General features: G+C 33.1%; 15 protein-coding genes and 1 tRNA gene. 9 read left to right on the forward strand and 7 right to left on the reverse strand.

Going from position 1 to position 17,034, the window contains the following annotated elements:
- The first annotated feature begins 236 nt into the window (after positions 1-236).
- Positions 237-307, forward strand: a tRNA-Cys gene (locus ACIQ0M_RS02465).
- Positions 308-515: 208 nt separating this feature from the next.
- Here the strand turns inward: ACIQ0M_RS02465 and ACIQ0M_RS02470 are convergent.
- The 4 genes from ACIQ0M_RS02470 to rnr form a co-directional block, all read right to left on the reverse strand.
- The gene (locus ACIQ0M_RS02470) at positions 516-1,061 is read right to left on the reverse strand and encodes a hypothetical protein (protein WP_396149372.1); all 546 of its coding nucleotides are present in this window, start codon (positions 1,059-1,061) and stop codon (positions 516-518) included.
- 26 nt (positions 1,062-1,087) lie between these two features.
- A complete protein-coding gene (locus ACIQ0M_RS02475; RefSeq protein ID WP_396149374.1) occupies positions 1,088-1,771 on the reverse strand; it encodes a LysE family translocator in 684 nt (227 codons plus the stop codon).
- Positions 1,772-1,856: 85 nt separating this feature from the next.
- Positions 1,857-2,525 carry a head GIN domain-containing protein gene (locus ACIQ0M_RS02480; RefSeq protein ID WP_396149376.1) on the reverse strand — a complete coding sequence of 223 codons (669 nt, stop codon included), beginning with the start codon at positions 2,523-2,525 and terminating at the stop codon, positions 1,857-1,859.
- Between the two features lie 168 nt (positions 2,526-2,693).
- Entirely contained in the window at positions 2,694-4,871 is a 2,178-nt protein-coding gene (rnr, locus tag ACIQ0M_RS02485; protein ID WP_396149378.1) for a ribonuclease R, read from the reverse strand.
- Between the two features lie 109 nt (positions 4,872-4,980).
- Between rnr and ACIQ0M_RS02490 the strand changes: the two genes are divergently transcribed.
- Positions 4,981-5,217 (forward strand): DUF2007 domain-containing protein, encoded by a 237-nt coding sequence (locus ACIQ0M_RS02490; protein ID WP_396149380.1) that lies wholly within the window; start codon positions 4,981-4,983, stop codon positions 5,215-5,217.
- Positions 5,218-5,912: 695 nt separating this feature from the next.
- On the opposite strand, the gene ACIQ0M_RS02495 is transcribed toward ACIQ0M_RS02490, so the two are convergent.
- Both ACIQ0M_RS02495 and ACIQ0M_RS02500 read right to left on the reverse strand, forming a co-directional pair.
- Complete coding sequence (locus ACIQ0M_RS02495; protein WP_396149382.1) at positions 5,913-7,064, reverse strand: lycopene cyclase family protein; 1,152 nt, start codon at positions 7,062-7,064, stop codon at positions 5,913-5,915.
- A gap of 135 nt (positions 7,065-7,199) precedes the next feature.
- A complete protein-coding gene (locus ACIQ0M_RS02500; protein WP_396149384.1) occupies positions 7,200-7,715 on the reverse strand; it encodes a DUF1905 domain-containing protein in 516 nt (171 codons plus the stop codon).
- A 58-nt stretch (positions 7,716-7,773) separates the two neighbouring features.
- Between ACIQ0M_RS02500 and rpiB the strand changes: the two genes are divergently transcribed.
- The 4 genes from rpiB (at position 7,774) to ACIQ0M_RS02520 (ending at position 12,516) form a co-directional block, all read left to right on the forward strand.
- Positions 7,774-8,205, forward strand: a complete 432-nt coding sequence (gene rpiB, locus ACIQ0M_RS02505; RefSeq protein ID WP_396149386.1) for a ribose 5-phosphate isomerase B — start codon at positions 7,774-7,776, stop codon at positions 8,203-8,205.
- 17 nt (positions 8,206-8,222) lie between these two features.
- Entirely contained in the window at positions 8,223-9,128 is a 906-nt protein-coding gene (locus tag ACIQ0M_RS02510; RefSeq protein WP_396149388.1) for a cation diffusion facilitator family transporter, read from the forward strand.
- Positions 9,129-9,244: 116 nt separating this feature from the next.
- Complete coding sequence (locus ACIQ0M_RS02515; protein ID WP_396149390.1) at positions 9,245-10,381, forward strand: ATP-binding protein; 1,137 nt, start codon at positions 9,245-9,247, stop codon at positions 10,379-10,381.
- Complete coding sequence (locus tag ACIQ0M_RS02520) at positions 10,381-12,516, forward strand: Tex family protein (RefSeq protein WP_396149392.1); 2,136 nt, start codon at positions 10,381-10,383, stop codon at positions 12,514-12,516. The genes ACIQ0M_RS02515 and ACIQ0M_RS02520 overlap by 1 nt, the downstream gene beginning before the upstream one ends.
- A gap of 60 nt (positions 12,517-12,576) precedes the next feature.
- Here ACIQ0M_RS02520 and tatA read toward each other — a convergent pair whose 3' ends face one another.
- On the reverse strand, positions 12,577-12,774 hold the full coding sequence (gene tatA, locus ACIQ0M_RS02525) for a twin-arginine translocase TatA/TatE family subunit (protein WP_396149394.1): 198 nt from the start codon (positions 12,772-12,774) through the stop codon (positions 12,577-12,579).
- A 170-nt stretch (positions 12,775-12,944) separates the two neighbouring features.
- On the opposite strand from tatA, the gene ACIQ0M_RS02530 reads away from it, so the two are divergent.
- Genes ACIQ0M_RS02530 through ACIQ0M_RS02540 form a run of 3 tightly spaced genes read left to right on the forward strand, consistent with a single transcriptional unit; the run spans position 12,945 to position 17,031 of the window.
- The gene (locus ACIQ0M_RS02530; RefSeq protein ID WP_396149396.1) at positions 12,945-13,814 is read left to right on the forward strand and encodes a M23 family metallopeptidase; all 870 of its coding nucleotides are present in this window, start codon (positions 12,945-12,947) and stop codon (positions 13,812-13,814) included.
- A 2-nt stretch (positions 13,815-13,816) separates the two neighbouring features.
- On the forward strand, positions 13,817-15,313 hold the full coding sequence (locus tag ACIQ0M_RS02535) for a GH3 auxin-responsive promoter family protein (protein ID WP_396149547.1): 1,497 nt from the start codon (positions 13,817-13,819) through the stop codon (positions 15,311-15,313).
- 26 nt (positions 15,314-15,339) lie between these two features.
- Positions 15,340-17,031, forward strand: coding sequence for a DUF6909 family protein (locus tag ACIQ0M_RS02540; protein ID WP_396149398.1), 1,692 nt, complete (start codon positions 15,340-15,342; stop codon positions 17,029-17,031).
- Positions 17,032-17,034: the final 3 nt, after the last annotated feature.

Raw genomic sequence — 17,034 nt, forward strand, 5'->3', positions numbered from 1 at the left:
AAGCTTGCTTTAATAGCAGTTGTAAATAAACTAATAAAACAAGCTTATGCGATTGCTACAAAAAAAGAATATTATTCAGTATATAATTAACTAAAATAAATTTGGAAATAAACACAGTTCATTCCGAAGAATGAGGAATCTCATAAATTTAAGAATAAGTTTACTTTTACAAAAGTTTTTTGAAGTTTAGCTTTTTAACTTTAAACTTTTTATTTACATTTGCCGTCCGATGATAAGGCGTCGTGGCCGAGCGGCTAGGCACCGGTCTGCAAAACCGTCTACCCCGGTTCGAATCCGGGCGATGCCTCTGAAAGAGTTACTGAAAAGTAGCTCTTTTTTTTGTTTTAAATTTTTAGAAAAATTAATTAAAGATATTGAAAACCGACTACTCCGGTTTCACCTAAAACTTCGAAACAGGCGATACCTCTAAAACTTTCAAGCAAACTTGGAGCTTTTTTTATTCTATGAAAAATACTTATTATTAAATTTTTAACTTCCTTTTTTTTATAAAATTACTATCTTACTTCATATCTTAATTTTAACCATATATACAAAAGCAACATTATAAAACTACATAGTAAGCCAAACTTTCCTCGCTCAAAGTACATTTTTTGAATGTTATTAAAACTATAAATCTCTTTTGAATCTTTGGATAAGTGTACTATCTGAAGTTCTTTTCCAGTTCCTACTAATGATTGAAATTTCGTTCTGTGTTTTATTGTAATTATATCATTCCTTTTAACATTTTCAATGATAGAGTTAAAATAACAACTTTTATTTTCAATGAAATAAAACGGTCTTGAGTAGCCGTTAATATTGATAGTTACTCTTTTTTCAGTAGTATCTTTGTAATGTTTAAATACTTCAAACTTTATTGAATTAATTTTTCCACTAACCTCAATTAATTCATTTTCATTAATATTTGATAAATAGAATTGTCCAATACTAACAAAACTGAGTATTAAAGCAATTGCAGGAATTAAATACTTTTTAGCAAAATTTATATTGCTATCAGCAGTCACAATTTCTCTTCTTTTTAATTTTAGAAAATTTGATTTCAAATTTGTCGTTCTAATTTAAAAAATTTTCACTCCTTCATCTTTTCAAACTTCTCCTTAATCATTTCTTTTTCATTCGGAAAAAATCCTTGAATAATTAAAAAGAACCCAAAAATCATTAGAATTACACTGATCACACGTTTTATTTTATAAATAATATAAGGCGTTAAACGGTTTTTGAGTTGTTTGGCTAAAATGATTTTGATGATATCGGTAATGAGATAAGTAATGAGAATTACCGACATAAAAAGGATAATACGGTTGGGATTCATATTCATTTGCGGACCAAAAACGATGATGATTCCCACCCAAAAACCTAATACACCAATATTGATAAAATTGAGTATAAATCCTTTGAAAAAAAGTCCTAAATAATTGTTTTTCGGAATCGAATCGGCTACAAATTCGGGGTTGAGGTTTTTCTTTTTACTCTTCTTCTCTTTGATAAAGGAAATTATCCCAAAAACAAACATAATTACGCCACCAAAAATAAACAGACTTGGGTCATCTTTAAGTTTTTCCAAGAGTTGGTTGGTACTGAAATAGGCTATAAGAATAAAAACTAAATCACCAAAAACAACACCTAAATCAAATGTCATAGCCGCTTTAAAACCTTTAGTAATACTGGTTTCGATCAGTACAAAAAAAACGGGACCAATGGTAAAAGCCAAAAGAATTCCCCACGGAATGGCAGCTAAAATATCGTTAAGCATTGAAGTTTGTTTCAGGTTTAAAGTTTCAAGTTATGAAACTTTCTAAATGCTAATTTAAAATTTAAAATTCAAATTAACACCTTTCTTAGTTCATTTCTTTGATTGAACCCCCTAAAACAGTTTTTTGATCAATTTGCTTTGGTTTTCCGTAGATATAAATAAATCCGCCGGCTCTCACTTTGGCATCGACATAATCGGTTGCATGAATACTGGCATTCCCTCCCGCATTGATGCTGACAGTGGTTTGATTAGAATTAAATTTATTTGCATTTACTTCACCTCCGGAAGTAACGATAACCTCTTGATTTTGAGTAGTTCCGGTAATGTTTATTTTACCACCGGTTGATGCTTTGCTGTTGCATTTTTGCACATTTAACGCAATTTTAATTTCTGCTCCTTCTTTCGCATTTAAATCAAAATTGACGGCTTTAATTGTTTTTTCTGAATTCACATACGAACCTTCGCTGGCTTCTACACCTTCTAATTTTTTATAATAAACTGTTGCTTCAATAACTTCTCCTTTTAATAATTTGGTCAGCGGCATGCGGATTTTTAAATCACCATTATTATTGATTACTTCCACTTCTGCAGCTCTGGAACCTTTGATTTCCACTTTATTTTCATTGGATGGAATGAGTTGAGCCGAAATTCTGTCAAATATTTTTACTGTCGTAAAATCGCCCGGACTTTTGGTTACCGTTTGAGCAAAAAGAGGAGAAGCGGTTAAAATGAAAAATAAGATAATTTTTTTCATGATAGGATGATTTTGATGATTGATTAGTTCAAAAATAATACCATTTTATAAATTTAAGTAGTAAGAATAAAACAATGTTATTAACCATATAAGTCATTTAAGTTTCACTTTCTAGAACTTAAATGACTTATATGGTTCAATTATTTACAGCTTTTTGTAGTTCTACACTTACTCTTTCCTTCTAATAAAATGAAAATCCAATTGTTTTTTAACCAAATCGGCATTTTTTACTTTAACGTAAACTTCGTCGCCTAATTGTATGATATTTTTAGAAACTTCGCCTACTAATGCATATTGTTTTTCATCAAACACATAATAATCATCTTTAATTTCACGGATTCGCACCATTCCTTCGCATTTGTTTTCGATGATTTCTACATAAATTCCCCATTCGGTTACACCGGAAATTACACCTAAAAATTCCTGATCTTTATGGTCTTGCATGTATTTTACCTGCATATATTTGATGCTATCGCGTTCAGCTTTAGCAGCTAAATTTTCCATATCAGACGAATGAGCACTTTTTTCTTCATACAATTCTGCCGAAACTGATTTTCCTCCATCCAAATAATACTGCAACAAACGATGCACCATCACATCCGGATAACGACGAATGGGTGAAGTAAAATGCGAATAATAATCAAAGGCTAATCCGTAATGACCAATGTTTTCGGTAGAATAAACCGCTTTACTCATACTTCGGATAGTCAACGTATCGACTAAATTTTGCTCTTTTTTTCCAACCACATCATTCAATAAATTATTCAATGATTTAGAAATATCTTGTTTTGATTTGAAATTAATTTTATAACCAAACTTCGAAATCACTGTTTGCAAATTAATTAATTTATCTTCATTCGGTTCATCGTGAATTCTGTAAACAAATGTTTTCTTTTGTTTTCCGATAAATTCAGCCACTTTTCTATTGGCCAACAACATAAATTCTTCAATTAAATGATTGGCATCTTTTGATATTTTAAAGAAAACACCAACCGGTTCTGCTTTTTCATTCAAATTGAATTTTACTTCCACTTTATCAAACGAAATCGCTCCGTTTGCCATTCGTTTCTGACGAAGAATTTTGGCTAATTCATCTAATTTCAACGTTGCTTCAACAATATTTTGAGGTGTTTTATAATCATTTCCGGTTAACGAAATTTCTGCCGGAATGATATCCTTTTTCGTTTCGATAATGTGTTGAGCTTCCTCATACGAAAATCGCTGATCTGAATAAATCACTGTTCGTCCAAACCATTGATTGACCACTTCTGCTTTTGGAGAAACTTCAAAAATGGCTGAGAAGGTAAATTTATCCTCGTGTGGATTTAGCGAACACGCGTCGTTGCTTAACACCTCGGGAAGCATAGGAACAACACGATCAACTAAATAAACCGATGTGGCTCGTTTATACGCTTCATCATCTAAAATCGTTCCTTCTTGCAAATAGTGTGAAACATCGGCAATGTGAATACCAATTTCATAATTTCCATTGTCTAACTTTTCAAACGACAACGCGTCATCAAAATCTTTAGCATCTTTTGGGTCGATTGTAAACGTCAATGCTTTTCGCATATCACGACGTTTGGCAATTTCTTCTTCGGTAACAGAAGTATCAATTTTGTTTGCAAAAGCTTCTACTTCAATCGGAAAATCATACGGTAAACCATATTCAGCTAAAATTCCGTGAATTTCTGTATTGTGTTCACCTGGTTTTCCTAGTACTTTGATTACTGAACCAAATGGACTATCAGCCTTCACCGGCCAATCTTCCATTTTTACTAAAACTACATCACCGTGTTCGGCATCGCCAATTTTATTTTTTGGAATGAAAATATCGGTGTACATTTTAGCATTGGCAGTAGTTACAAAAGCAAAATTCTTTTGAATGTCAATCACACCTACAAACTCGGTTTTGGCTCGTTCAAGAATTTCTAATACTTCTGCTTCCGGTCGGCGAGAGCTTCTTCGGTTGTAGATGTAAGCTTTTACTTTATCGTTATCCAATGCATGATTTAAATTGATAAAGGGAATAAAGACATCTTCTTCCAATTCATCGCAAATAAAATAGCCTGTTTTTCGGGAAGTCATGTCGATGGTTCCTTCGTAATATTCAGCTTTGGAAACCATTTGGTATTTGCCAACTTCTACTTCGTGAATTTTATCCTGAGCTTTCAGAATTTTTAAATCGCGTATAATTTCGTTTCTGCTTTTGGTATCGGACAGTTCTAAAACAGCTGCTATTTGTTTGTAATTGAATGATTTATTCGGTTCTTTGGATAATATTTTAAATATCTGTGCGGTAAAATCTTTGTTCTTTTTACCTAATTTTCTAGGTTTCTTACTCATAATTCTTTTCTAATAATGCTGAAAATTACGAATAAGATAGGAGAAAATAGAATTTGAAATACAGATTTATTGAAAATATAACTTTTGTATCTTTAGACAAATTTGAAAAATGAAAGACTTTCTGACCGTTGCTGTATTTAATTTACCCACTGAAATTGCGGTTTTAAAATCTATTTTAGAAAACGAAGGCATTCAGTATTTTTTTGAAAATGAAACCATTGTTTCGATAGATCCGTTTGCAAGTATTGCGTATGGAGGAATTAAATTAAAAGTGCATCGAAACGATGTGGAAGTGGTGAGAGGTATTTTAGATAATTTAGATAGTCATTTACGGGTTGTAGATTAGTTGTTTCTCACAGAAAGCACGGAAAACACAGAAATATCCTTCCTAAATTCTAATCTCTTAATTCTAAATTTTAAAAGAACACAGATTTATAAAATTTGAGAAATAAAAGAAATAAATTCTTCAAAACTTGAAACTTCTTCCATCTTATAACTTTCCGCTTCCATCCAAAATTCAAATAGTTTTCAACATTTATTAAATACAACAAAAAGAAAAATTAAATTAATTTAAAATTTATGATGGTTATTATGGTGTGTTCATTTGTACAATAACTTTATACGTTAAACTTGATTTTAAAAGTTGTCGTAAGTTATACAGACTTGTTAACAGGGTTACAAAAAGATAAAATCCTCAAAATGAAGAAATTTTTAGTTTTTATTAACACTTGTTAACATCCGGTTTTTAGTGTAAAATATTAATAAGTTTGTTGTGAAAAACTGTTGAAAACCGAGTTTAAAAAGTTGATAATTTTAAAGTAAAAAATCAAAACTAAAATTGATTTTTTCATTTCAATTTTTGATTAGAAAAAAATCCCATACAACATCAAAATACTTCTAAAATTCTATCTGAATTTATCAACAACCTGTGTTAATTTAATATTACCTCATTATCAAGCAATTATGAAATTCTGTTAACAATGGAAAGATTTAACGTTTAAAAAAGTTGTCTGTCAGCCGATAACTGACAACTGACTACGTTTAAAACAACTTTCGCAAAGCCCGAAAAGTAGCCTTAATAAAAAGCCATTTGGGTAACGTTAACATCACTTTTAAATCAGAGAAAATAGTACCTTCTTCATTCAAAAATTTGAAGATATTTTGAATGGAATTTTTTTGAAAGAGTGTACCAAAAAGTTGTGCTCCCAATTCATTATTTTGATGTAAAACTTCCAACAGAATTAAATCGTAAAACCAATAACGATTTTTTTGATGAAATTGAGAAAGGTTTTGATTGGTTTTTAAAAAATCCACCAATTTTTCCGATTGTTTTTTACTATTGAAAAAAGTAAAACCAGTGCTTGCTTTTGTCCAACCACCGGCCGTTCCAATAAATAAAATCCGTTCAGAATTTTGTTTGTGAAACGGAAAACACGTCATCGGAATGTTTCCAGATTCTTTTTCTACAATTTCATATTCATTAATACCTCGATTTTGAAGATAAGTTTTGATTGCATTTTCGTATTCCGATTTTTCCAGTAAATTTTCCGAAAATAAAGTATATTCAAACAAAGCTTCGGTTTTAGATGTGGGTAAGATATACATAAAACGCGTATTTCCGCTTTGTTCAATCGTAAAATCCATAAATTTTACCTCAGAATCATCAAAAATTGCTTCTTTGGTTTTAATGAACCAACCTATGAAATGTTGCTTTAAATAGGGAAACTTCGATTGATTAAGAATTGGATTGACATTGAAAAAACTATTCAATAAAAAATGACATGAATAGGTTTGATTTTTTCCGGTGATTTCGACCGAATCTTCAATTGTTTTCCAACTTAAAATTTCATCATTTATAAAAGTAAAATTAGATTTTGATGAAATCGTATCGAAAACCAATTTGTAAAAATCATTACTTCGAATCATTTTATACAAATACGGTTGCATTTCAAACGATTGTTGAAAATCTTGATTCCCGATAAATGCTTTTTCCCAAGTTTTAGAAAGTATAGAATCAAATTCTCCATTCGGTTCCTCCCAAAAACACCAGGTTCGGTCGTTTTGGTTTTTGATTTCTTTGTCGATGATTAAAATAGATTTATCATCAAACCAAGCATCATTCGCCATTCGATAAGCGGTGAGCAAACCGGATAAACCTGAGCCTAGAATAATGTAATCGTATTTATTTGACACGGATTTCACGAATTAACACGGATTTTGAATTTCACAAAGCTACTTATTATGATTGAGTTTGTTTAAAAAAACTTCAAATTAGGAAGGTTTTTCAGCGTTTCGTCTCCCCCTCCTTTGGAGGGAGTCGGGGGGAGGTTATCTATTCTTAAAATTCTTAAAATCCTCATTCAACCCTTTAAAATCCAAAACACCTTTTCGATTTTTCAAATGATCTAAAATAACGAATGATTTTTCAATCCGAAGTTGTGAACTTTTGTATTTATTCACCACATGAATTAGGCTGCGTTGTTTTCCGGGAGTTAATTGATGAAAAAACTCGCTTCCTTCGGGATCACTGAAAAAAACTTCTTCCATTTCTTCCGATAGTGGCATGCCGTATTTGCTTTCATCTTTTACTAACTCCACTTTTACATCATCATTCAAATGTAAATTCAGTTTTTTAGAGATTTCTCTATTCAATAATATATAGTGAAATGTTCCTTTTGGCAACATCGCACAATGAAAAGAAAAATCTCCATTTAAAGTGCAAACTACCCGTTTATCTTTGGCTTCTGTAAGCAATTTTTCAAAAACAGCGAGCGGAATCGGGATGTGTAATTCCCAATACAACGCATTATCATCAAACGAACAAACCTGACGGTTAAATTTCATCCTAACCTGATTGAAATTGATTATTTTTGTAAAGATAAAAATAACAACACAACTACACATGAAAATCTCTATTGGAAACGATCACGCTGGGCCGGAATATAAAAATGCCATTGTTGATTTTTTAGAAAAAAACGACCACGAAGTCATTAATCACGGAACCAACACGACAGATAGCGTGGATTATCCCGATTTTGGTCATCCCGTGGCGACAGATGTTGAAACAGGAAAAGCCGATTTAGGCATCGTTATTTGCGGAAGCGGAAACGGCATCGCCATGACTGTTAATAAACACCAAGGCATTAGAGCGGCATTGTGTTGGACAAAAGAAATCGCTGCATTGGCCAGACAACATAATGATGCGAATATAATTAGCATTCCGGCACGATTTACTTCCATTCCGCAGGCAGTTGAAATGGTGGAAACCTTTTTAAAAACCGATTTTGAAGGCGGAAGACATCAGAATCGAGTGAATAAAATAAGTTGTTCGTAAAAAAACAAAAAACCTAAATGTCAACCAATCCAAAGATTCACAAACATAATGTAAGAGGCAATAATTTAATTTATTCGATTTTATTGAATACATTAATAACCATCGCTCAGGTGATTGGTGGAATTTTTTCCGGAAGTTTGGCGTTGATTTCGGACGCATTACACAATTTTTCGGATGTGTTGTCGCTCATTTTCAGTTTAGTGGCTCACAAATTATCCCGTAGAAAAGCTTCTATCAATCATACATTTGGATACAAAAGAGCTGAATTGATTGCAGCGTTTATCAATGCATCTACGTTAGTTATTGTAGCGTTTATTTTGATTTATCATGCGATAATTAAATTAGCACATCCGGAACCCATCCAATCTAACTTAGTGATTTGGTTGGCCCTTTTAGGAATCGCCGTCAATGGTTTTTCTGTTTTATTACTTCGTAAAGATGCGGCTCATAATTTGAATATGAAATCGGCTTATTTGCATTTATTCACCGATATGATGGCCTCTGTGGCGGTTTTAACCGGTGGTTTGTTGATGAAATATTATCAAATTTATTGGGTGGATAGCTTGATGACCTTGCTAATTGCTTTGTACCTCATTGTGGTTGGTTTTGATTTGTTTATAAAATCCACTAAAATGTTGATGTTGTTTACACCGGATACCATCGACATTAAAGAAATTGTTCGCGAGGTACATCAAATCAAAGGAGTTGGAAAATTACATCATATTCATGTTTGGCATTTGAATGAAGAAGAACTGCATTTAGAAGCTCATCTCGATTGTGCTTCAGATATCAAAATGAGTGAATTCAACGATTTATTGCAGGAGATTGAAGAAGTGCTTTATGATAAATTCAACATCAATCACGTGAATATTCAACCTGAATTTCAGAAGGTGGATCCGAAGGATTTTATTGTGCAGGATTAGATTTTTATTAATTCCGTCAATCAACAGACTCAATTTAGCTAAATTCCGTCAACAAACTGACTAAATTTGCATTTTTTTACTATCTTTGTTCTTTCAATACTAATTCAATTTTGAAGATGAATTATTATAAAAGAGCTGTGTTAGCTGATTTTCAATCCAAATTAAAACCGAATAAAGTATTAATTTTATTGGGAGCAAGACGAGTAGGCAAAACGCAACTGATAAAAAAATATTTAGAAAATGCAGATGAAAAAGTACTTCAACTAAATGGTGAAGACGTCAACGATGCTCGTTTGTTGGAAGAGAGAAGTTTAGCTAACTATTCAAAATTGTTGCAAAATATTTCTCTTTTGGTTATCGATGAGGCTCAGAATATTAAAGATATTGGTCTGATTTTGAAATTTATAGTAGATACCATAGATGGAATAAAAGTCATTGCAACCGGTTCGTCAATGTTTGATTTAGCTAATAAATTAGGTGAACCACTGGTAGGAAGAAAAAGCACATTGTATTTATTTCCATTGGCACAATTAGAGTTTTTACAGTTTGAAAATTATAAACAAACTACTGAAAATCTAGAAACCCGTTTACTTTATGGAGGCTATCCTGAGTTGACTCATTATGAATCGTGGGATGAAAAAAAAGACTATTTAAAAGAAATAGTGAATGCTTATCTGTTAAAAGATATTTTGATTTTTGAAGGCATTAAAAACGCAGATAAAATTTATGATTTATTGCGATTGATTGCATTTCAAATCGGTAAAGAAGTTTCGTTGCAAGAGTTAGGAAATCAATTGCAAATGTCTAAAAATACGGTAGAACGTTATTTAGATTTGTTGTCTAAAGTATTTATTTTGTTCAAAGTAGAGGGTTTTTCAAGAAACCTTCGCAAAGAAATAACCAAATCAAGCCGTTGGTATTTTTATGATAATGGTATCCGAAATGCCATTATTAATAATTTTACTACGTTGAATAACCGAACAGATGTTGGCGATTTATGGGAAAATTATCTCGCCTCTGAACGAATGAAAAAACAAGCCTATCAAAAAATGTCAAAGCATAATTATTTTTGGCGAACCTATGACCAACAAGAATTAGATTGGCTAGAAACCGAAGCAGATAGCATCAATGCTTTTGAATTCAAATGGAATGAAAATAAAAAGTCAAAAATTCCTATAGCTTTTGCAAAAGCCTATCCGGAAGCAACTTTTGAAGTAATTAATAAACAAAATTATTTAGAATTTATCACCTAATGACCCACATCCAATATATCCAATCATCCACACAACTTCCGTTAAAAGGAATCGAAAGCACAATAAATTTATTAAACGAAGACTGCACAATTCCATTCATTTCCCGATACCGAAAAGATCAAACCGGAAATTTGGATGAAGTACAAATCAAGCAGATTTTCAAACTCAACAAACAATTCGAGGAAATCGTTAAGCGAAAAGAATCCATTTTAAAAGCAATTGAAGAACAAGGTCAACTTTCGCCTGAATTAAAAATGAAAATTGAAAATTCTTTCGATTTACAAGAAATTGAGGATTATTATCTTCCATACAAAAAAAAGAAAAAAACCAAAGCCGACGTGGCTCGCGAAAAAGGACTAGAACCCTTAGCCAAAATCATCATGGCACAAAACAGCGATGATATTGAGTTCATTGCTTCAAAATATTTGAACGATAAAGTAGCCAATGAAGACGAAGCATTACAAGGAGCAAGAGACATTATTGCCGAATGGATCAATGAAAACACTTTTATTCGTAAAAATTTACGTCGTTTATTTCAACGAAAAGCGATTGTTTCTACTAAAGTTGTGAAAAGTAAAAAAGAAGATGAAGCGGCTCAAAAATTCAGTCAGTATTTCGATTGGGCCGAACCACTTTCAAAAGCTCCATCGCATCGCTTATTAGCTATGCTTCGTGCTGAAGCCGAAGGTTTTGTAAAAATGAATATCGAAATTGACTCAGATGGTTCGGGAGAAGAAGCATTGGAATTCATCGAAAATAATACCATTAAAAACAACAAAGAAACCGCACATCAACTGAAGTTAGCCATAAAAGACAGTTATAAACGATTGCTCGAACCGGCTATTTCCAACGAAACGCTGCAAGAATTTAAAACCAAAGCAGATGCGAAAGCCATTGATGTTTTTGCCCAAAATTTAAGTCAGCTTTTGCTGGCTCCGCCTTTAGGAGAAAAACGAATCTTGGCTATCGATCCGGGCTATCGTTCGGGTTGTAAAGTGGTTTGTTTGGATGAAAAAGGCGATTTGTTGTATAACGAAACCATTTATCCGCATCCGCCTCAGAATGAAAATGCCATGGCAATGAAGAAAATTCGTTCGATGGTCAATGCGTATAACATTGAAGCCATTTCAATTGGAAACGGAACTGCCAGTCGTGAAACGGAATTTTTTATTAAGAAAATTGCGTTTGACAAGCCTGTTCAGGTTTTTGTAGTTTCTGAAGCAGGAGCATCTGTTTATTCTGCATCAAAAATTGCTCGAGATGAATTTCCAAATTATGATGTAACCGTTCGTGGATCCGTTTCTATCGGAAGAAGACTTTCAGATCCGTTGGCTGAGTTGGTAAAAATTGATGCCAAATCCATCGGAGTAGGGCAATACCAACACGATGTGGATCAAACGAAGTTGAAGGAAGAATTAGACACGGTTGTCGTTCGTTGTGTGAATTCGGTAGGTGTCAATTTGAACACCGCCAGTAAATCGTTGTTGAGTTATGTTTCGGGAATTGGCGAAAAAATGGCTGAAAACATTGTGGCTTTCCGTTCCGAAAACGGACCTTTTGAAGACCGGAAACAGTTGAAAAAAGTACCACGATTAGGCGAAAAAGCGTATCAACAAGCCGCAGCTTTTATTCGTATTCAAAACGGAAAAAATCCGTTGGATAATTCGGCAGTACATCCGGAGGCTTATTCAATAGTTGAAAAAATGGCGAAAGATTTGAAAGTTTCCTTAACCGATTTAATCGGAAATAAAGAAAAAATTTCCTTAATCAAACCCGAAAATTACACCAACCAAACCATTGGAATTTTAGGAATTAAAGACATTTTAAAAGAATTGGAAAAACCCGGACTTGACCCCAGAAAAGCGGCCAAAGTTTTTGAATTTGACTCGAATGTCAAAAAAATGTCTGATCTGCGAATCGGCATGATTTTACCCGGAATTGTCAACAACATTACCGCTTTTGGTTGTTTTGTGGATATCGGATTAAAAGAAAGCGGATTGGTTCATATTTCTCAACTCAAAGCCGGTTTTGTTTCGGATGTGAATGAAGTGGTGAAATTACAACAACATGTGCAAGTGAAAGTGGTTGAGGTGGATGAAGTGAGGAAACGTATTCAGTTGACGATGGTGTTGTAAAAAAAATCCAAACACAAATTATTAATTCGTGTTTGGATTTTTTTGAAAAGAACAAAAAAACTATTCTTTTTTATCGTCTTCTTTTTTGTCAGCCGGTTGATCTTCTTTGGCAGCATTTTTAAATTCTTTGATACCGCTTCCTAAACCTTTCATTAATTCCGGAATTTTCTTTCCACCAAAAAGGAGAAGCAAAACCACCACAATTAAAATAACTTGCGGAACACCGATCATTCCTAAAAATATAGCTAATGCATTCATAATATCTAAATTGAGACTACAAAGGTAAAAATATTTTAGTGTAGTTGGTCAGAATATAAACAATTCTTAACTAAAAACTGCGTTAAAGTGCATTATATTTGTCTAAAACAAGAAAAAGGACGCTTTTTAAAGAAGCTTTAATTCCTATATTTGTATATTAAATTTTGAACATGTCTGCAAAAAGACTAAAAAGACAGCAACTTAAAAAACAATTGTTCACCAAAAACCGTTTGGTCATTTTAAATGAAGAATCTTTTGAAGAGATTTTTTCTTTAAAACTTAATTTGATGAATGTGTTTGTGGTAGTAACCATCTCGGCTATTTTAATCATTTCGATTACAACTTATATTATTGCGTTTACACCCTTGAGGGAATTTATTCCGGGTTATGCCTCCAATAAATTAAAAAAAGACGCAACACTTTTGGCTGTAAAATCAGATTCTTTAGCTTTAGAAGTTAAGAAAAACGAATTGTATATTCAATCGATAAAAAAAATTCTGACTGGCGATTTGGAATATGCTAAGTTCAAAAAAGATTCTGTTTTAAATCCTGAAAATGTGGATATTTCCAAAGATGAATTAAATCCTTCTGAGGATGAACTCAAACTTCGAGAGCAAGTGGCTTTAGAAGATAAATACAATCTTTTTGAGAAAGCTCAGTCAAAAGTAAATTTAGTTCTTTTTCCTCCGGTAAGAGGCCACATTACTGAAAAATACAGTGCAAAAAACAAACATTATGCTGTTGACGTAGCCGTTCCTAAAGACACTCCAATTAAATCAGTAGCCAACGGAACCGTTGTTTTTGCAGATTGGACACCTTCAACCGGAAACGTAATTATCATCAAGCATCGTGATGCCATTTTATCCGTTTATAAACATGCAGCGACCTTAACCAAAACCCAAGGTGATGTGGTGCGAACAGGAGAAGTAATTGGTTTGGCGGGATCTACCGGAAAAGAATCTACCGGAATTCATTTGCATTTTGAACTTTGGAAAGACGGATTTACCATCGACCCTACACAATTTATTGATTTTGAATAATGATGCGAATTAAAGTTTTAGCCGCTAAACTTTTAGCTAAAAAAGTAAATAAAGAGACTCAGAAATGGTCTTCCAAACCGATTGAAACACAACAAAAGGTTTTTCAAAACTTAATCCAAGAGGCCTCAAAAACTAAGTTTGGAAAAGACCATTATTTTGATAAAATTAAAAATTTTGACGATTTTGCCAAACATGTTCCGGTTCGAGATTATGAAGCTTTACGACCATATGTAGATTTGGTTGTGGAAGGTAAACCGGATATTTTATGGAAAGGCAAACCGATTTATTTTGCCAAAACATCTGGAACAACTTCAGGAGCAAAATATATTCCACTCACTAAAGAATCTATTCCTTATCATATTCAAGCGGCACGCAATGCCTTGTTGAGCTATATTCACGAAACCGGAAATGCGGATTTTGTAAAAGGAAAAATGATTTTCTTGCAAGGTAGTCCAATTTTAGAAGAAAAAAACGGCATCAAACTTGGTAGACTTTCAGGTATTGTTGCTCATTATGTCCCAAAGTATTTATTAAAAAACAGAATGCCTTCTTGGGAAACCAATTGCATTGAAGACTGGGAAACCAAAGTAAATGCAATTGTTGACGAAACCATAAAGGAAGACATGACCGTTATTTCGGGAATTCCGGCTTGGGTGCAAATGTATTTTGAAAAACTTCATGAAAAGTCAGGAAAAAAAGTAGGCGAACTGTTTAAAAATTTCAGTTTGTATGTCTATGGTGGAGTGAATTTTGAACCGTATCGAGCCAAATTTGAAAATTTAATCGGTAGAAAAGTCGATTCGGTTGAATTATTTCCAGCTTCTGAGGGATTTTTTGCCTATCAAGACAAGCAAAATGAAAAAGGAATGTTGCTTTTATTGAATGCCGGAATGTTTTATGAATTTATAAAAACCGATGAATTTTTTACCGAAAATCCAAAACGTTATACCATTGGCGAAGTAGAATTAGGGGTTAATTATGCTTTAATCCTCTCTACCAATGCCGGGCTTTGGGGATATAATATTGGGGATACAGTTCAATTTACTTCATTAAAACCACATCGCGTGATTGTTTCCGGCAGAATCAAACATTTTATTTCCGCTTTTGGCGAACATGTGATTGGAAAAGAAGTAGAGCATGCGTTAAAAGAAGCTATGGAGGGAACATCAATCCGTGTGAATGAATTTACAGTAGCTCCACAAACTTCCCCACAATCAGGATTACCCTATCACGAATGGTTTATTGAATTTGAAAATAAACCCGAAAAATTAGAAGAGTTTGCTTTAAAAATTGATGAAGCCATGCGAAAGCAAAACACTTATTATGACGATTTGATTGTGGGTAAAGTGTTGAGAACATTAGTTATTACAAAAGTAGCACAAAACGGTTTTCAGGATTATATGAAATCGATTGGAAAATTAGGTGGTCAAAACAAATTGCCTCGTTTGAGTAATGATAGAAAAATAGCGGATTTTCTCAGCCAATATAAAAAAGTGTAACTTTGCAGGTTAGAAAACAGAATTTAATGAAAGAAATTAAAAACATATCCCGTTCAAGAGCACAAGAATCATCGGCTGCTATTGAGCGATTATATATCACCATGCGTCACTTGTTTAACCGTGGTTTCTATAAACCAATGGGTGTTTCCGGTGAAACATTGCGTGAAGCTTTATTGCAATTGCGACCTGAAATTTATGGTTCAATTGCCGAAGAAAAAGTAGAATTAAATGGATTATTATACGTTATCGAACGACTTCCAATTGGAATTGAAGAATGTCGATACATCAACTTAACTTCAGACGAAGGTTATTCTAAATCCCATTTTCAAGCGATAGTTCCTCCAAAAAGAAGACGAAACTGCTATCGTATCGATGAAGAACAAATGAATGTGGAAATTACGCGAGGACGTTCAGATATTTATGATATTTTGACGCATTTGACGTTTATTTTCATCGAATCACATAAAATAAAAGACCGTGTTTTGTTAGATGAAAACCAATTCGAAGTAACACGTGATTGGCATAAAGTAGAACACTATGTTTTACAAGGAAATAAATTATCTCAAATTGATAAAGAAAAAGCGATTTCGCATGCATCTAATGTATTGGGAAGAAGTTTTTCGGAAGTCTTAGACATTTATGATGCTTTTGGAACATCCGAAAAGCCGGATCGTTTTTTACATATTATTTATAGGTTAGGAAAAATAGCCATTGAAGAAGTGGTAGACAATAACAAACGAACCATCACCTTCAGTCCAATTTTAAGAGAACGGTTAGGACATCACATTCATGGTGAGTTTTGGGCTAATCGTATCAAAAATGTGTTAAAAGAGAATGAGTTACTAGACCGACCTATTCACATTATTAGTGCCAATATGCACAGTGTGATGAACTCGATTTTTGCAACTCAGGTTTTAAAAACAAAATTTAAAGACAAACCGGATTTCTTTATTTATGAAGAATTAAGTAAATCAGGGGCAGATGAATTACGCAAAAAAGTAGAAGATGTGGCATTGAAATACGGAATGATCTCTTTATTAGATACATCCGGAACTAATATTGATGTACAAGTTTTTGATACGGCAAGAATAGATTTTTCCAAAACAGCTTTTCCAAAAGCAAAAATCAGTAAGCAACAACCTGTTTTGATTGTGATGGATTATGCTTTTGGCGAACAAGCCTATGAAACCATCGACGAGTTGTTAAAAGCTTACAAAGAAAACAACAACCAAACTTTTTTGAATGTAGAATCTGTTTCCATTATGGGTAAAGCCGGAATTCTTCAAGGAGGAAAAGGGGATATCATGATTCCGTCTGCTCACATTAACGAAGGAACCGGAGATAATTATCCCTTTGAAAATCAATTGTCACCCAATATGTTTTATGGGAATGACATTCCGGTTTTTGCCGGACCGATGGTTACCGTTTTAGGGACCTCACTACAAAATAAAGATTTACTGAAATTTTTCCATGAATCTACATGGGGAGTGATTGGTTTGGAAATGGAAGGGGCTTATTATCAAAAAGCCATTCAATCAGCCTCTAGAATAAGAAAAAGTATACCGCAAAAGGTAAAAGTACGATATGCCTATTATGCATCAGATAATCCATTGGAAACAGGAAGTACATTAGCATCAGGAGGATTAGGGACCACCGGTGTAAAACCAACTTATTTAATTACCATTAAAATATTAGAACAGATTTTTAATTCTAACTAAATT

Source organism: Flavobacterium sp., from assembly GCF_044339515.1.
Lineage (GTDB): Bacteria > Bacteroidota > Bacteroidia > Flavobacteriales > Flavobacteriaceae > Flavobacterium.

Excerpts from the sequence above, each read along its gene's own strand:
- ACIQ0M_RS02490 (WP_396149380.1), top strand. The coding sequence starts at position 4,981 with ATGAAAGACTTTCTGACCGTTGCTGTATTTAATTTACCCACTGAAATT.
- ACIQ0M_RS02515 (WP_396149390.1), top strand. The coding sequence starts at position 9,245 with ATGAATTATTATAAAAGAGCTGTGTTAGCTGATTTTCAATCCAAATTA.
- rpiB (WP_396149386.1), top strand. The coding sequence starts at position 7,774 with ATGAAAATCTCTATTGGAAACGATCACGCTGGGCCGGAATATAAAAAT.
- ACIQ0M_RS02500 (WP_396149384.1), bottom strand. The coding sequence starts at position 7,715 with ATGAAATTTAACCGTCAGGTTTGTTCGTTTGATGATAATGCGTTGTAT.
- ACIQ0M_RS02510 (WP_396149388.1), top strand. The coding sequence starts at position 8,223 with ATGTCAACCAATCCAAAGATTCACAAACATAATGTAAGAGGCAATAAT.
- ACIQ0M_RS02540 (WP_396149398.1), top strand. The coding sequence starts at position 15,340 with ATGAAAGAAATTAAAAACATATCCCGTTCAAGAGCACAAGAATCATCG.
- ACIQ0M_RS02480 (WP_396149376.1), bottom strand. The coding sequence starts at position 2,525 with ATGAAAAAAATTATCTTATTTTTCATTTTAACCGCTTCTCCTCTTTTT.
- ACIQ0M_RS02530 (WP_396149396.1), top strand. The coding sequence starts at position 12,945 with ATGTCTGCAAAAAGACTAAAAAGACAGCAACTTAAAAAACAATTGTTC.
- rnr (WP_396149378.1), bottom strand. The coding sequence starts at position 4,871 with ATGAGTAAGAAACCTAGAAAATTAGGTAAAAAGAACAAAGATTTTACC.
- tatA (WP_396149394.1), bottom strand. The coding sequence starts at position 12,774 with ATGAATGCATTAGCTATATTTTTAGGAATGATCGGTGTTCCGCAAGTT.
- ACIQ0M_RS02520 (WP_396149392.1), top strand. The coding sequence starts at position 10,381 with ATGACCCACATCCAATATATCCAATCATCCACACAACTTCCGTTAAAA.
- ACIQ0M_RS02475 (WP_396149374.1), bottom strand. The coding sequence starts at position 1,771 with ATGCTTAACGATATTTTAGCTGCCATTCCGTGGGGAATTCTTTTGGCT.
- ACIQ0M_RS02535 (WP_396149547.1), top strand. The coding sequence starts at position 13,817 with ATGCGAATTAAAGTTTTAGCCGCTAAACTTTTAGCTAAAAAAGTAAAT.